Source organism: Streptomyces sediminimaris, from assembly GCF_047049295.1.
Taxonomy (GTDB): Bacteria; Actinomycetota; Actinomycetes; order Streptomycetales; family Streptomycetaceae; genus Streptomyces; species Streptomyces sediminimaris.
On sequence record NZ_JBJWOT010000001.1, the window covers coordinates 4,404,621 to 4,418,917 of the forward strand.

Annotated in this window: 12 protein-coding genes and 1 tRNA gene; 10 read left to right on the forward strand and 3 right to left on the reverse strand. The window is 72.9% G+C overall.

Going from position 1 to position 14,297, the window contains the following annotated elements; genetic code table 11:
- Positions 1-4 precede the first annotated feature (4 nt).
- Positions 5-865: an FHA domain-containing protein gene (locus ACJ9NR_RS20465; protein WP_412512733.1), complete on the reverse strand. Its 861-nt coding sequence runs from the start codon at positions 863-865 to the stop codon at positions 5-7.
- Positions 866-1,366: 501 nt separating this feature from the next.
- Between ACJ9NR_RS20465 and ACJ9NR_RS20470 the strand changes: the two genes are divergently transcribed.
- The 5 genes from ACJ9NR_RS20470 (at position 1,367) to ACJ9NR_RS20490 (ending at position 5,129) form a co-directional block, all read left to right on the forward strand.
- Positions 1,367-1,453 (forward strand) — tRNA-Leu (locus ACJ9NR_RS20470).
- Between the two features lie 239 nt (positions 1,454-1,692).
- Positions 1,693-3,117 (forward strand): DUF2252 domain-containing protein, encoded by a 1,425-nt coding sequence (locus ACJ9NR_RS20475; protein ID WP_412494021.1) that lies wholly within the window; start codon positions 1,693-1,695, stop codon positions 3,115-3,117.
- A 25-nt stretch (positions 3,118-3,142) separates the two neighbouring features.
- Positions 3,143-3,664: a hypothetical protein gene (locus ACJ9NR_RS20480; protein WP_412494022.1), complete on the forward strand. Its 522-nt coding sequence runs from the start codon at positions 3,143-3,145 to the stop codon at positions 3,662-3,664.
- 150 nt (positions 3,665-3,814) lie between these two features.
- On the forward strand, positions 3,815-4,657 hold the full coding sequence (locus ACJ9NR_RS20485) for a J domain-containing protein (protein ID WP_412494023.1): 843 nt from the start codon (positions 3,815-3,817) through the stop codon (positions 4,655-4,657).
- 142 nt (positions 4,658-4,799) lie between these two features.
- Positions 4,800-5,129 (forward strand): rhodanese-like domain-containing protein, encoded by a 330-nt coding sequence (locus ACJ9NR_RS20490; protein ID WP_412494109.1) that lies wholly within the window; start codon positions 4,800-4,802, stop codon positions 5,127-5,129.
- A gap of 25 nt (positions 5,130-5,154) precedes the next feature.
- On the opposite strand, the gene ACJ9NR_RS20495 is transcribed toward ACJ9NR_RS20490, so the two are convergent.
- Positions 5,155-6,288, reverse strand: a complete 1,134-nt coding sequence (locus ACJ9NR_RS20495; protein WP_412494024.1) for an acyl-CoA dehydrogenase family protein — start codon at positions 6,286-6,288, stop codon at positions 5,155-5,157.
- Between the two features lie 479 nt (positions 6,289-6,767).
- On the opposite strand from ACJ9NR_RS20495, the gene ACJ9NR_RS20500 reads away from it, so the two are divergent.
- The 3 genes from ACJ9NR_RS20500 to ACJ9NR_RS20510 all read left to right on the forward strand — a co-directional run bounded on the left by ACJ9NR_RS20500 (position 6,768) and on the right by ACJ9NR_RS20510 (position 10,295).
- Positions 6,768-7,853 (forward strand): DUF5819 family protein, encoded by a 1,086-nt coding sequence (locus ACJ9NR_RS20500; RefSeq protein ID WP_412494025.1) that lies wholly within the window; start codon positions 6,768-6,770, stop codon positions 7,851-7,853.
- Positions 7,850-9,064: an HTTM domain-containing protein gene (locus tag ACJ9NR_RS20505; protein WP_412494026.1), complete on the forward strand. Its 1,215-nt coding sequence runs from the start codon at positions 7,850-7,852 to the stop codon at positions 9,062-9,064. The genes ACJ9NR_RS20500 and ACJ9NR_RS20505 overlap by 4 nt, the downstream gene beginning before the upstream one ends.
- Before the next feature lie 421 nt (positions 9,065-9,485).
- Entirely contained in the window at positions 9,486-10,295 is an 810-nt protein-coding gene (locus ACJ9NR_RS20510; RefSeq protein WP_412494027.1) for a TrmH family RNA methyltransferase, read from the forward strand.
- 20 nt (positions 10,296-10,315) lie between these two features.
- On the opposite strand, the gene paaN is transcribed toward ACJ9NR_RS20510, so the two are convergent.
- A complete protein-coding gene (gene paaN, locus ACJ9NR_RS20515) occupies positions 10,316-12,019 on the reverse strand; it encodes a phenylacetic acid degradation protein PaaN (protein WP_412494028.1) in 1,704 nt (567 codons plus the stop codon).
- A 172-nt stretch (positions 12,020-12,191) separates the two neighbouring features.
- Here paaN and ACJ9NR_RS20520 point away from each other — a divergent pair, with 172 nt between their 5' ends.
- Complete coding sequence (locus ACJ9NR_RS20520; RefSeq protein WP_412494029.1) at positions 12,192-13,709, forward strand: 3-hydroxyacyl-CoA dehydrogenase; 1,518 nt, start codon at positions 12,192-12,194, stop codon at positions 13,707-13,709.
- Positions 13,706-14,296: a TetR/AcrR family transcriptional regulator gene (locus ACJ9NR_RS20525; protein WP_412494030.1), complete on the forward strand. Its 591-nt coding sequence runs from the start codon at positions 13,706-13,708 to the stop codon at positions 14,294-14,296. Before ACJ9NR_RS20520 ends, ACJ9NR_RS20525 begins: the two co-directional genes overlap by 4 nt.
- Position 14,297 lies beyond the last annotated feature (1 nt).

Here is a 14,297-nt window from a genome sequence, read left to right on the forward strand (position 1 = left end):
CGCTTCACCCTTCGGCTTGCCGGTAAATGATGGTGGTGCTGCCCACGACGATCCGCGAGCCGTCGCGGAGCGTAGCGCGGGTGGTGTGCTGCCCGTCCACCACGATGCCGTTGGTGGACCCGAGATCCTGGATCGTCGAGGGCGTTCCGGTCCGGATCTCACAGTGCCGGCGCGAGACGCCGGGGTCGTCGATCCGCACGTCGGCTTCGGTGCTGCGGCCCAGCACCAGAGTCGGGCGGGAGATCTGGTGGCGGGTGCCGTTGATCTCGACCCAGTGGCGCGTCCGGCCGCCCGCGAACGGGGCGGCCGGGGGCCGCTGACCCGCGGGCTGCGGGTAGCCGTAGCCACCGGGGCGCGCGCCGGGCGGCGGCGCGGCCGGCATGGGCGGGGCGCTCGCGGGGGCGGCGGCCGGCGGGTAGCCGTACCCGCCGCCGGGGCGGCCCGCGGCCGGTGCCGGCGGCGCGGCGGGCCCGCCCGCCTGCTGGTTGCTGGAGGAGGCGAGCGTACGGCTGCGCACCCGGTACAGGCCGGTGTCGAGGTCGTCCGCCTTCTCGAGGTGGACCTTGATGGGGCCCATGAAGGTGTAGCGCTGCTGCTTGGCGTAGTCGCGCACCATGCCGGCGAGCTCGTCGCCGAGCTGGCCGGAGTAGGGACTGAGCCGCTCGAAGTCCGGCGTGCTCAGCTCCACGATGAAGTCGTTGGGGACGACCGTCCGGTCGCGGTTCCAGATCGTCGCGTTGTTGTCGCACTCGCGCTGGAGCGCGCCGGCGATCTCCACGGGCTGGACCTCTGACTTGAACACCTTGGCGAAGGTGCCGTTGACCAGACCTTCGAGACGCTGCTCGAACTTCTTCAGGACTCCCATGGGGCACCTCCTCCGATGTCGCTGCCGTCCTGTGTCCCGTCCGGCGGGACCTGTTGTGCCTGGTACTGCTTACTGATCGTATCCACGCGCGGGTGAATCGGCTGGTTCCCCCTGTCGGCCCGGTCGACGGGTGTCGAAAGCTGGACGAAGTCCGCTTCGGAGGTTCCCTTCCGAGCCGTCCTTCGAACTCCTCCCACGCACTCCTTCTGCCCAGGATCGTAGAGGTGGCCGCAGACCAGTGTCCCGCACCTGACTGTGCACTCTGCCCGGCTCCTGGACAGACGGACAGGACCGGTACGAGGTTGATACGAGAACCGGTGTCCGTCGACACGGGCCGCGGGCCCCGGAGTCCCGGTCGCTCGAGGGCCGGATCGGGAGACGTGCCTGGTGGGCGGCGGCCGCGGGGAAAGGGATGTGAACCCACCCCTGCCAGCGTGCTAATGTTCTGGATGTCGGAGGGCGCCGCACCCGAGGGGGCGGGAGCCGGAGGACACACCCAATGCGCGGGTGGCGGAATAGGCAGACGCGCTGGATTCAGGTTCCAGTGCCCGCAAGGGCGTGGGGGTTCAACTCCCCCCTCGCGCACCAGTCGGAAGCCCCCAGGTCCCGGACCTGGGGGCTTCCGCGTTCTCCCGATCAGTGTGAGGCTCATTACCCCGTGAGGACAATCACAACCCCGCTCCACATGTCCACATGATCGTGCGGGCGCGTTGTCCACAGGCGCGTAGTTCTCCACAGGGTCTGACGCGCCGTGCCCACCGGCTGTACGGTCTCCACGAGTTGATGTTCGTGTTGATGTTCGTGCGGGAGCGGGGGAGGCGGTCGGCGTGACGGGAAACGGTGGGGGACGAACGGTGGAGTCGGCGGTACGTCGCCTGCCGCAGGTGCGGGGGTTCGCCGCCTGGCCGCCCGAGGGATCGCCCAAGCACCAGGGCAAGGCGCTGCGCAAGAGCGTGCCGCGCCGTGCGCATCGCGCGCTCGACCTCGACGGCGCCCGGCCGGACGCGGTGACCGCCCTCGAGGAGTCCCACCGCGGCCGGATCCCCGAGCTCACCCCGATCCGGGCGGGCCGGATGGCCGCGACGCCCTTCGCCTTCCTGCGCGGGTCGGCGGGCCTGATGGCGTACGACCTCGCGCGCACCCCCATGACCCGCATCCGCGCGCAGATCTGCGGTGACGCCCACGCGGGCAACTTCGGGCTCTACGCCGACGCGCGCGGCGACCTGGTCATCGACCTGAACGACTTCGACGAGACGGTCCACGGCCCCTGGGAGTGGGACCTCAAGCGGCTCGCCGCCTCCCTCGTGCTGGCCGGCCGGGAGGCGGGCGCCGACGAGGACCAGTGCCGCCGGGCGGCCTATGACGCGGCAGGCGCCTACCGCCGCACCATGCGCCTGCTCGCCAAGCTTCCGGTGCTGGACGCGTGGAACGCCATCGCGGACGAGGAACTCGTCTCCCACACCGACGCCCACGACCTGCTCGGCACGCTGGAGCGGGTCTCCGAGAAGGCGCGGGCCAACACCAGCGGGCGCTTCGCGGCGAAGTCGACGGAGCAGGTCGAGGGGGGCGGGCGCCGCTTCGTGGAGTCCCTGCCGGTGCTGCGGGGAGTGCCGGACGAGGAGGCCGCGGCGGTGGCGGCGGCTCTCGAGGAGTACGTGACGACGCTCGCCGAGGACCGGCTGCCCCTGCTGGCCCGGCACGCGGTGCACGACGTCGCCTTCCGGATCGTCGGCACGGGCAGCGTGGGCACGAGGTCGTACGTCGTGCTGCTCCTGGACCACCGGGGGGAGCCGCTCGTGCTCCAGGTGAAGGAGTCCCGCTCCTCGGCGCTGGTCCCGCATCTGGTGACCGCGGGCTTCGAGGTGCCGGACGTGGACCACGAGGGCCGCCGGGTGGTGCTCGGGCAGAAGCGCATGCAGGTCGTCAGCGACATCCTGCTGGGCTGGACGTCGGTGGACAGACGGCCCTTCCAGGTGCGGCAGTTCCGCAACCGCAAGGGCAGCGTCGACCCCGCGGCCCTGGCCGCCGACCAGATAGACGACTACGGCCGCATGACCGGCGCCCTGCTGGCCCGTGCCCACTCGCACAGCGCGGACCCGCGTCTGATCGCCGGGTACTGCGGGAAGAACGAGGAGCTGGACGAGGCGGTCGCGGACTTCGCCGTCGCGTACGCCGACCGTACGGAGGCCGACCACGCCGATCTCACCGCGGCGGTGCGGTCGGGGAGGGTCGCGGCGGAGCTGGGGGTGTGACGGGCGCGGTCGGCAGGGGCACCGGATGAGGTACGTCGATCTCGACGGGCGTGAGGGCGCGGTGACGGGGATCATCGACCCGCGCCCCTACCTGGCGCGGCTTCCGGTGCTGGCGCGGCAACTGCCGCCGGGGGCCCGGGCTTTCGCCACGGACCCGGGGCACTACGACTTCTCCGGCCGGCGGTGCGTGAAGGACCTCGTGCCGCAAGGGGTCCGCCGGACCGGGGACGACGAGATCGAGATCCGCTTCGGCCACAACTGCTTCAAGCACGACGAGGACCTGCTCGTCCGCTACACCGGCATCTCCCGTTTCCAGGTGGACGTCCTGGACGTCTGCGACGTGAGTGCCCTGGGCGAGGTGATCCTCGACGAGGTCCTGCCGCACGCCGACGGCTGCACGCACGAGATCGCGTGCCGGCCGGGGACGATGGTGGTGGCGTGCCGGGACCTGGCGGCGGAGTGGGTGGACGCGGGCTGTTCTGGGGGCGAGGGTAGGGGTGGGAACGGGAACGGGAACGGGAACGGGGGCGGGGGTGGTGAGCGGTGATCCGTGATCCGTGATCAGTCTCTTGGGGCCGCGCGGGCACTGCTCTCGGTGCGGGCGTCGTCGCCGGTCGCGGCCGTTGGACTCGGTGCGTGTGCTCAGGTGCGGCGGTGGGCGCGGTGGGCGCGGTGGGGCGTGGCCTAGGCTGGTCGTGTGACGAGCCCGGATGCTGAGCAGGGTGGTGTCGCCGGTGAGACGCGGGCGACGCCCGAGGACGGTGCGCCGCGCCCCGAGGAGCGCCTGGAGCGGGCCGTGCGGGCCGCCGAGCAGGCGCTGATCGAGTACGAGATCGCGGTGGAGACCTTCCGGGTGGAGGTCGAGAACTTCTCCCGGCTGCACCACCAGAGGCTCGGCCCGATGTACGCCCGCCTCGATGAGCTGGACGCGCAGATCGCGGAGGCGCGGGCGGCCCGCACCGGCGACCCCGAGGACCGGCGCAAGGCGGAGGAGGCCCGTGCCCGGGTGCTGCCGATGCCCGGTGTGGAGGAGCTGTTCCACGGCTGGATGGACGGCGACGGGCTCTTCCCGGAGGCCGCGGCGATGCTCACGGACCAGCCCGTGCGGCCCCCGCAGCGGGTGCGCCCCAGCGACGATGCCCGCAAGCTCTACCGCGAACTGGCCCGCAAGGCCCATCCCGACCTGGCGCAGGACGACACCGAGCGGGCGCGGCGTGAGGAGTTCATCACCCGGGTCAACGCCGCCTACGCGCGCGGTGACGAGTCCCTCCTGCGGGAGCTGGCCGAGGAGTGGGCGAAGGGGCCGGTGCCGGAGGAGCGCCGTCCGAGCCAGAGCGAGGAGCTCTACGCCCGCCTCGAATGGCTCTCCCAGCGCAAGGAGATGCTGACGCTGGTCGCCAAGGAGCTGGAGGAGAGCGCGATCGGCGCGATGCTCCGGCTGGCGCCGGACGATCCGGACCGGCTCCTGGAGGAGGTCGCCGAGAAGCTGCTGGCGGACGTCTCCCGGCGCGAGGACGAACTGGCCGAGCTGCTGGCCTAGGGCTGGGGCAGGCAGGGCTGGGCAGGGCTGGGTTCTGTTTTCTGGATCATGTGCGGAGCCGGAACAGGTCCTGTCGGACAGGGCCCAGGGCGGCCCGGGCGGGGTGTCGGGTAGCGTCTCGGCCATGCAATTCGGAGCTGGTGTGCCCACGGTCGAGGTCGCGGACCTCAAGGACGGCGACTTCCTGCTGGACGTCCGCGAGGACGACGAATGGCGGGCGGGCCATGCGGAAGGGGCACTGCACATCCCCATCAGTGAGTTCGTGGCCCGTTACGGCGAGCTGACCGAGGCCGCCCCGCAGGACGGCCGCGTCAACGTCATCTGCCGCTCCGGCAACCGCTCGGCGCAGGTCGCCATGTACCTCGTGCAGCAGGGCGTCGACGCGGTGAACGTCGGCGGCGGCATGCAGGTGTGGGCGGCGGCGGGCCGGCCCGTCGTGACGGACGAGGGGCAGCCCGGGATCGTCCTGTAGACCGCCGGACCCCCCAGGGGGCCGGTCATCCGAGCGGGTGGGCGGCCAGCAGGTCGCCCAGGGCCTCCTCGTGCGCCGCCGCCGGGCCGAGCCGGAGCTCCAGGTGCTTGGCCCAGGCGTGGTAGCGGTGCAGGGGGTATTCGACGTCCGCGCCGAATCCGCCGTGCAGATGCTGTGCCGTCTGCACGACCCGCCGTACGCCCTCCGAGGCCCAGATCTTGGCGACGGCGAGGTCGGCGGCGACGGGCAGCACACCGGCCGCGGCCGAGGCGATGCGCCACGCGGCCTGCCACAGGGTGACCTCCATCGCGCGCAGATCGATGAAGCGGTCGGCCGCCTGCACGGCGACGGCCTGGAAGGTGGCGACGGGATGGCCGAACTGCTCCCGCTTGCCGGTGTACTCACTGGTCATGGCGAGGACCCGTTCGCCCAGGCCGAGGGCGAGCGCGCACGTGCCGCAGGTCAGCAGGTCGCGTAGCCGTTCCCAGGCGCCGTCGGCGTCGATGACGTCTCGGGCCGGGACCCGCGCGGACGCGAGACGCAGTTCGCCGAGCCGCTCGCCGGTGGTGGAGATCTGCTCGCTGAGGCCGGTGCCCGGGTGGGCCCGGGGGACCACGGCGAGGAGGGTGCGGTCGCTGGTCGTGCGGGCCGGCACGACGACGAAGTCGGCGGTGTGCGCCCACGGCACCGCCGTCTGCACGCCGTCCAGGATCCACCCGTCGCCGTCCAGCTGCGCGGTCACGGCGAGTTCGGCCGGGTCGTGGCCACCGCGTCCGTTGGCGGCCACGGTCAGCACCACCTCGCCCCGTCCGGCCCGGGCGAGCAGCGCCGCCTTCAGCTCCTGGCCGCCGTAGGCCTGTACGGCGACCGCCGCGGCGGCGGTCTCCAGCAGCGGCACGCGGGCCAGCACCTTGGCCGACTCCCGCAGCACCAGGCAGAGCGCGATCGCGTCGAGGCCGGCGCCGCCGTGCTCCGGATCGAGCAGCAGGCTCAGCAGGTCCGCCTCGGCGAGCCTCGCCCACAGCGCGCGGTCGAAGTCGTCGGCGACGGCGCCCGCGACGAGCGAGGGACTGGGCACCGCGTCCGGCGCGACCCCGGCGAACACTCCGCGCGCCGCCTCGGTCGCCGCCTGCTGCTCCTCGGTGAAGGTGAAGTCCACGGTCGTGTCCCTCCGGCGGGTCCGGGTCCGTTGAGCTGACGGGGCGTCAAGATAGAACAGGTTCTAGAAGAAGGGAACGGGTGCGCCGGTGTTCGGCGTCGTTCCCGACCGATCGTTCGGTCGTTCGCCTCGGGAGGGGTCCGGACGCCGTAAGGTGTCAACCGCCGCGGGTGACCCGCGCGCGTGGTCTGTGGACGACCGGGGGCGGCCTCGTGTGCACGGCGGCGAGGTCGGCCGACCGGGCTGCGCCGAGCGGGCGGGCCTGAGTACCGTGCCGTGCGAGTGCGGCGGTGCGGGCGGGCGGGCGGTACGACGCTCCGCGTACGGCGGCCGCGAGACGGACCGGGATCGAAAGACGGGCGGCAATGGACGCGTACGGCACAGACTCCGACGCCCGGCACGGGCCGGACGGCCCCGGCGGCCCGCCCGAGCGAGAGGGTAGGCCCGAGCGGGAGGGCCCGCCCGAGCCGGAGGGCGCGATGCCCGAGCCGTCCGACCGGCGCTCCGAGAAACCCGCCCAGGAGCCCGAGCGCCTGTCCGACGGGCCCGACGAGGTGTCCCGTCGCCTGTCCGACGGGCCGGATCAGGAGCCCGAGCGCCTGTCCGACGGGCCGGATCAGGAGCCCGAGCGCCTGTCCGACGGGCCGGATCAGGAGCCCGAGCGCCTGTCCGACGGGCCGGATCAGGAGCCCGAGCGCCTGCCCGACGGGCTGGACCAGGCGCCCTACCGGCCGTCCCAGCCATCCCAGCTGCCCCAGCCGTCTCAGCTGTCCCAGCCGTCTCAGCTGTCCCGGCTGTCCCAGTTGTTCGACCGGCCGTCCGGCGAGGATCGCTCCGAACCGGTCGGTGACCCCGAGCCGGTCGGTGACCCCGAGCCGGTCGTCCCGCCCCGGCCCGACGCCGCGTACGCCGAAGCACGCACCGGTGTCGCCGCGCTCTCCCCCCGCTACCAGGTCGGAGCGGCGCTGGCGCTCGCGGTGGTCGCCATTGCCGTCTGTGTGCACCTCGGCATGGTCTTTCTGCACGTCGCGCCGTCGAACACGCTGACCAAGGCGCACGGCAAGGCGGTCGACGACTGGATCTATCCGGAGTTCGAGCAGAACTGGAAGCTGTTCGCACCCAACCCCCTCCAGCAGAACATCGCGGTCCAGGTCCGGGCCGAGGTGCAGACGAAGGGCGGCGAGCTGCGGACCACCGGCTGGTACGACCTGTCCGCCGAGGACGGCCGGGCCATCGACGGCAATCTGCTGCCCAGCCACACCCAGCAGAACGAGCTGCGCCGGGCCTGGGACTTCTTCGTCGCCACGCACGACAGCGACAACCGCCCCTCGGGCCTGCGCGGCGCCCTGTCGGAGAACTACCTGCGGCGCATCGTGGCGCTGCGCCTGGACCGCGACGACGCGGCCGGAAAGGGCGGCGCCGTGCAGCGGGTGCAGGTCCGTTCCCGTACCACCAACGTGGCCCCGCCCAAGTGGAGCGCGGAGAAGGTCTCGGACAAGCCCCTGTACCGTGTGCTGCCCTGGTGGTCGGTCACGGCCGCCGACACCGACGGAGGCGCCGAGTGAACCGCTTCGCCCTCTCGGTCTCCTCCGCCATCGCCCGTGTCACCGAGTCGGCGCTCGGTCCTTGTCAGACGGCGGTCGTCCGCATCGGATTCAGCGCGACCTGGCTGCTGTTCCTGCTGCGCGAGTTCCCCCACCGCGCGGAGCTCTACGGCCCCTCCGGCCCGTGGAGCTGGGACGACGCCCAGCAGCTGATAGCGGTCAACCATGCCTTCACCGCCTTGATGTGGTCGGACGGCCGCGCCTGGTTCGAGATCGTCTACGTCCTCGCGGTCCTGTCGAGCGTGCTGCTGCTGCTCGGCTGGCGCACCCGGACCATGTCCGTGCTGTTCATGATCGGGGTGCTCTCGCTGCAGAACCGCAGCGTCTTCATGGGGGACGGCGGCGACAACGTCCTGCACCTGATGTCCGTCTACCTCGTCTTCACGCGCTGCGGCCAGGTCTGGTCGCTGGACGCGCGGCGGGCCCGGCGTGCGGCCGGGGCACGCGCGCGTGGGGAGCGGGTCGCGGACCGGATGGGTCCGGTGCTGTGGAGTGTGCTCGGGTTCGCGCTGGTCGCGGTGACCGCCGGCGGCAGGTTCGACGGCGTGGACCCGACCGTGCCGGTGATCGTGTGGACGGTGTGGGTCGCACTCGGCGTGTGGTGGGTCGTCGGGCGGCGGGCGAAGAGCGCGGAGCCGCGGATACTGCTGGACGTCGTCGGCAACATCGTGCACAACGGCGCCCTTGTCGTGATCATGGCCGAGGCCTGTCTGATCTACGCCACGGCCGGCTGGTACAAGATCCAGGGCTCCCGCTGGCAGGACGGCACGGCGGTGTACTACCCCCTCCACCTCGACTACTTCTCGCCCTGGCCCGCGCTCGCCGACCTGCTGTCCTCCAGCGGCATCATGGTGATGCTGGTGACGTACGGGACGGTCGTCGTGCAGGTCGCCTTCCCGTTCACGCTGTTCAACCGGCGGGTGAAGAACGTCCTGCTGGCGGTCATGATGACCGAGCACACGGTGATCGCCGTCGTCCTCGGCCTGCCGTTCTTCTCGCTCGCGATGATCGCGGCGGACTCGGTCTTCCTGCCGACGTCGTTCCTGCGCGGCCTCGGCGAACGGGTGGCACGCGCGCGTGCCCGCCTCCTCGCCCGCGGCGCCCGGGTGCCCCTGCCCGGGCCGCGCGCGCCGGAGAACCCCGAGCCCACGCACGCGAGCTCCACGGTCTGACCCGCGGCCGGGCAGGCGCATACGTGGCCTGTGTGACCGTGCCGGGCCGGCGCCGCGTACGTAGCCCGTGTGACCGCGGTCGGGCAGCGGCCACTGCACGGCCCCTGGGACCGGCCCGGGCCGGCGCCGCGTACGCGGCCCATGTGACCCGGCCGGGCAGGACCCACCACGCGGCCCCTGGAACCGGGCCTGGCAGGCGCACGCGGCCCCTGTGACCGGGCCTGGCGGCAGGCGCACGCGGCGCCTGTGACCGGGGCCCCTGGCGGCAGGCGCACGCGGCGCCTGTGACCGGGGGCCCCTGGCGGCGGGCGCACGCGGCGCCTGTGACCGGGCCGTGCAGGCGCCACGCACGCGGCCCCCTGCGACCGACCGGGCCGGCCAGGCGGGTACGCGGCCCGCAGCCGCACGTAGGCTGCACGCCATGAGCGACCCCACCGCCGACACCGTGAGCGCCTGGCGCCGGTCGGCCGGCACCCGCGTGCTGCTCGACGGTTTCCACGCCCTCAAGCACGCCCTGCGCTTCGAGGCCGAGGTACCGGTGGCGGTCACCACCGACCGGCGGGCGGCGCTCGCGCTCGCCGGCGAACTCGCGCCCGACGTACGGGAGAAGCTGGCCGGCCTCCTCACCGAGGTGCCGGAGCAGACGTACCGGAGCCTGGTCCCGCGCCCGCACCCCACCGCGGTGGCGGCGCTGGCGGTACGGCCCTCCCGCACGGCCGGTCTGGCGAAGCTGGCGCTCACCCCGCGCACCGCGCCCGTCGTGGTCCTCGACAACCCGCGCAACCTCGGCAACACGGGCGCGGTGATCAGGCTGGCCGCCGGGTTCGGCGCGACCGGCGTGGTCACCACCGGCACGCTCGACCCCTGGCACCCCACCGTCGTGCGCGGCGGGGCGGGGCTGCACTTCGCGACCACCGTGGAGCCGCTGGCCGTCGACGAGCTGCCGGCGGGGCCGCTGTTCGCCCTCGACCCGGAGGGCGACGACATCCGGGGCGTCAAGCTCCCCGACGACGCCGTCCTCGCCTTCGGATCCGAACGCAGCGGCCTGTCCGCCGGGCTGCGCGCCCGCACCGACCGCCTGCTGTCGCTGCCGATGCGCCCCCAGGTCTCCAGCTACAACCTCGCGACCAGCGTGGCGATGGCGCTGTACCACTGGAGCACCACCGGGGGCGCGATCGGCCCGGCAAGCTCACATGGCTCACACGGCTCATATGGCTCACACGGAGCCTAGGCCTGCCCCCTGGGCCCGGCCTACGCCTGCCCCCGGGCCTCGCGGCGCACCTCGACCACCCGGAACCGGTTCGCCACGAACGCCCCGTCGCACAGCGCGGCGTTCGCCGCCGGGTTGCCGCCCGATCCGTGGAAGTCGGAGAACGCGGCCGTCTGGTTGACGTACACCCCGCCGGTGAGGTTCAGCGACAGCTGGGCGGCCTCCTCCAGGCAGACCTCCCGCACCGCGTCCTCGACCTCCTCGTCGGTCGTGTAGGCGCCGACCGTCATGGCGCCCTTCTCGCGGATCGTGCGCCGCAGCAGCTCCACCCCGTCCGCCGCCGAGTCGACCGCGACGGCGAAGGAGACCGGGCCGAAGCACTCGCTCATGTAGGCGGCCTCGTCGTCCGGCTTGGCGCCGTCCAGCTTCACGACCAGCGGCGTGCGCACCACCGCGCCCGGGAACTCGGGGTTGCTGATCTCCCGCGAGGCCAGGGCGACTTCGCCGAGCCCGGCCGCGGCCTCCAGGCGGGTCTTCACGTCCGGGTTGACGATCGCGCCGAGCAGCGCGTTCGCGCGCGCGTCGTCGCCGAGCAGGCCGTCGACCGCGCGGGCGAGGTCCGCCACCACCTCGTCGAAGGTCTTCGGGCCCTGGTCGGTGCGGATGCCGTCGCGGGGGATCAGCAGGTTCTGCGGGGTGGTGCACATCTGGCCGCTGTACAGGGACAGCGAGAAGGCCAGGTTGGAGAGCATGCCCTGGTAGTTCGCCGCCGAGTCCACCAGCACCGTGTTGACGCCGGCCTTCTCCGTGTAGACCTGTGCCTGGCGGGCATTGGTCTCCAGCCAGTCGCCGAACGCCGTCGAGCCGGTGTAGTCGATGATCCGGATCTCCGGGCGGGTGGCGAGGGTCTTCGCGATGCCCTCGCCGGGGCGCTCGGCCGCCAGCGCCACCAGGTTCGGATCGAAGCCCGCCTCGGCGAGCACCTGGCGCGCCACCTGCACGGTGAGCGCGAGCGGCAGCACCGCGCGCGGGTGGGGCTTGACCACGACCGCGTTGCCGGTGGCCAGGGAGGCGAACAGACCCGGGTAGCCGTTCCAGGTCGGGAAGGTGTTGCAGCCGATCACCAGGGCGACGCCGCGCGGGACCGGGGTGAACTGCTTGGTGAGCGCGAGCGGGTCCCGCTTGCCCTGGGGCTTGGTCCACTCCGCCGTGTCGGGCGTGCGGGCCTGCTCCACGTACGCGTACGCCACCGCTTCCAGGCCGCGGTCCTGCGCGTGCGGGCCGCCCGCCTGGAACGCCATCATGAAGGCCTGGCCGGAGGTGTGCATGACCGCGTGCGCGAACTCGTGCGTCCGGTCGCTGATCCGCCGCAGGATCTCCAGGCACACCACCGCGCGCATCTCCGCGCCCGCGTCGCGCCACGCGCGCTGTCCGGCCCTCATCGCGGGCAGCAGCACGTCGAGGTCCGCGTGCGGGTAGGTCACGCCCAGCTCGATGCCGTACGGCGAGACCTCGCCGCCCACCCAGTCGTCCGTGCCGGGCTGGCCCAGGTCGAGGCGGGTGCCCAGCAGGGCGTCGAAGGCGGCCTTGCCCGCCGCCATGTCCAGGCTGCCGTCCGCGCCGTAGGCCTTGGGGTGCTCGGGGTGCGGTGACCAGTACGCGCGCGTGCGGATCGCTTCCAGCGCCTGGTCGAGCGTGGGCCGGTGCTTGGCGATCAGCTCGTGCGTGGTCAGTTCGGCGGCCATGCGGGACCAACTCCTCGTCTTGTGAACTCTCCGTTGAACTCTCCGTCGAGCTCGTGACCTGTGCGGAAATAGGGGCAGGGACGGCCGGTCAGAGCTAGAGTAACCGAACGATCGGTCGGGACAAGGGGGTCCGCCGCATCTGTGGAAAACCCCGTGCGGGAGGATCGCGCCCATGACAGCACTCGACCTCAGCAGCCCCGTGGCCGTCGTCGGCACCGGCACCATGGGCCAGGGCATCGCCCAGGTCGCGCTGGTCGCCGGCCATCGGGTACGGCTGTACGACGCCGTTCCGGGGCGCGCCCGGGAAGCGGCCGCGGCGATCGGCGCCCGCCTCGACCGGCTCGTGGAGAAGGAGCGCCTCACCGGGGCCGACCGGGACGCCGCGCGCGGCCGGCTGCTGCCCGCCGCGGACCTCGCCGAGCTCGCGGACTGCGCCCTGGTCGTCGAGGCCGTCCTGGAGCGGCTGGAGGTCAAGCAGGAGCTGCTGCGGGCGCTGGAGGACGTCGTCGGCGAGGACTGTCTGCTCGCCACCAACACCTCGTCCCTGTCCGTCACCGCCATCGGCGGGGCGCTGCGCCACCCCGGCCGCTTCGTCGGTCTGCACTTCTTCAACCCGGCGCCGCTGCTTCCCCTGGTCGAGGTCGTCTCGGGGTTCGCCACCGACGTCTCGTCGGCCACGCGCGCGTACGAGATGGCGCGCGCCTGGGGGAAGACCCCCGTCGCCTGCGCCGACACGCCCGGTTTCATCGTCAACCGCATCGCCCGGCCCTTCTACGCCGAGGCCTTCGCGGTCTACGAGGCGCAGGGCGCCGACCCCGCCACCATCGACGCGGTCCTGCGCGAGTCGGGCGGCTTCCGGATGGGCGCCTTCGAACTGACCGACCTCATCGGGCAGGACGTCAACGAGGCGGTCACGCACTCCGTGTGGCAGAGCTTCTTCCAGGACGTGCGCTTCACGCCGTCGCTCGCCCAGCGGCGGCTGGTCGAGTCCGGGCGGCTCGGCCGCAAGAGCGGGCACGGCTGGTACGACCACGGCGACGACGCCGAGGCCGCCGAGCCGCACACCGCGGAAAGGGCGCGGCCGCCGGCGTACGTGACCGTCGAGGGCGACCTGGGCCCCGCCGCCGAGCTGCTCGCGCTGATCCGCGAGGCGGGCATCGCGGTGCGCGAGGAGGACGAGGACCACGGCACCCGGCTGGTGCTGCCCGGCGGCGGCCAGCTGGCGCTCGCCGACGGCCAGACCTCGGTGGAGTTCCGCGACGTCGTCTACTTCGACCTCGCCCTCGACTACCGCAGGGCCACCCGGATCGCCCTGTCCGCCTCCCAGGACACCGCGCCGCAGACGCTCGCCGAGGCCGTCGGCCTCTTCCAGGCGCTCGGCAAGGACGTCAGCGTCATCGGCGACGTCCCGGGCATGATCGTCGCCCGTACGGTGGCCCGGATCATCGACCTCGCACACGACGCCGTCGCCAAGGGCGTGGCCACCGAGGAGGACGTCGACACGGCGATGCGCCTGGGCGTCAACTATCCGCTCGGCCCCTTCGAGTGGAGCCGCAGGCTCGGCCGCAACTGGGCATACGCCCTCCTGGACGACCTGCACCTGCGCGACCCCTCCGGACGCTATGCGCCCTCCCTTGCGCTGTACCGCCACGCGTACGCCTCCGACAAGCGGGAGGGCAGCAGCTCATGACCACCGCCAAGCGCGACACGTACACCCCGGAGACGCTGCTGTCCGTGGCCGTCCAGGTGTTCAACGAGCGCGGCTACGACGGGACGTCGATGGAGCACCTCTCCAGGGCGGCCGGCATCTCCAAGTCGTCGATATACCACCACGTCTCGGGCAAGGAGGAGCTGCTGCGCCGGGCCGTCAGCCGGGCGATCGACGGTCTGTTCGGCATCCTGGACGAGGAGCACGCGCGCGTGGGCAGCGCCGCGGGCCGCCTGGAGTACGTGGTGCGGCGCATGGTCGAGGTGCTGATCGGCGAGCTGCCGTACGTGACGCTGCTGCTGCGTGTGCGCGGCAACACCGGCACCGAGCGCTGGGCCCTGGAGCGGCGCCGCGACTTCGACCACCGGGTGGCCGAGCTGCTGAGGGCGGCGGCCGCCGAGGGGGACGTGCGCGCGGACGTGGAGGTGCGGCTCGCGACGCGCCTGGTCTTCGGGATGATCAACTCGATCGTCGAGTGGTACCGGCCGGACGGACGCGGCATGAACGAGCGCGAGGTGGCCGACGCGGTCGTGCGGCTGGTCTTCCAGGGACTGCGCAGGAAGGGCTGAA

What these genes read in the sequence shown, in the direction of transcription:
- ACJ9NR_RS20465 (WP_412512733.1), bottom strand. Translation starts at nt 865, where the DNA reads ATGGGAGTCCTGAAGAAGTTCGAGCAGCGTCTCGAAGGTCTGGTCAAC.
- ACJ9NR_RS20480 (WP_412494022.1), top strand. Translation starts at nt 3,143, where the DNA reads ATGAGGTACGTCGATCTCGACGGGCGTGAGGGCGCGGTGACGGGGATC.
- ACJ9NR_RS20500 (WP_412494025.1), top strand. Translation starts at nt 6,768, where the DNA reads ATGCCCGAGCCGTCCGACCGGCGCTCCGAGAAACCCGCCCAGGAGCCC.
- ACJ9NR_RS20510 (WP_412494027.1), top strand. Translation starts at nt 9,486, where the DNA reads ATGAGCGACCCCACCGCCGACACCGTGAGCGCCTGGCGCCGGTCGGCC.
- paaN (WP_412494028.1), bottom strand. Translation starts at nt 12,019, where the DNA reads ATGGCCGCCGAACTGACCACGCACGAGCTGATCGCCAAGCACCGGCCC.
- ACJ9NR_RS20520 (WP_412494029.1), top strand. Translation starts at nt 12,192, where the DNA reads ATGACAGCACTCGACCTCAGCAGCCCCGTGGCCGTCGTCGGCACCGGC.
- ACJ9NR_RS20525 (WP_412494030.1), top strand. Translation starts at nt 13,706, where the DNA reads ATGACCACCGCCAAGCGCGACACGTACACCCCGGAGACGCTGCTGTCC.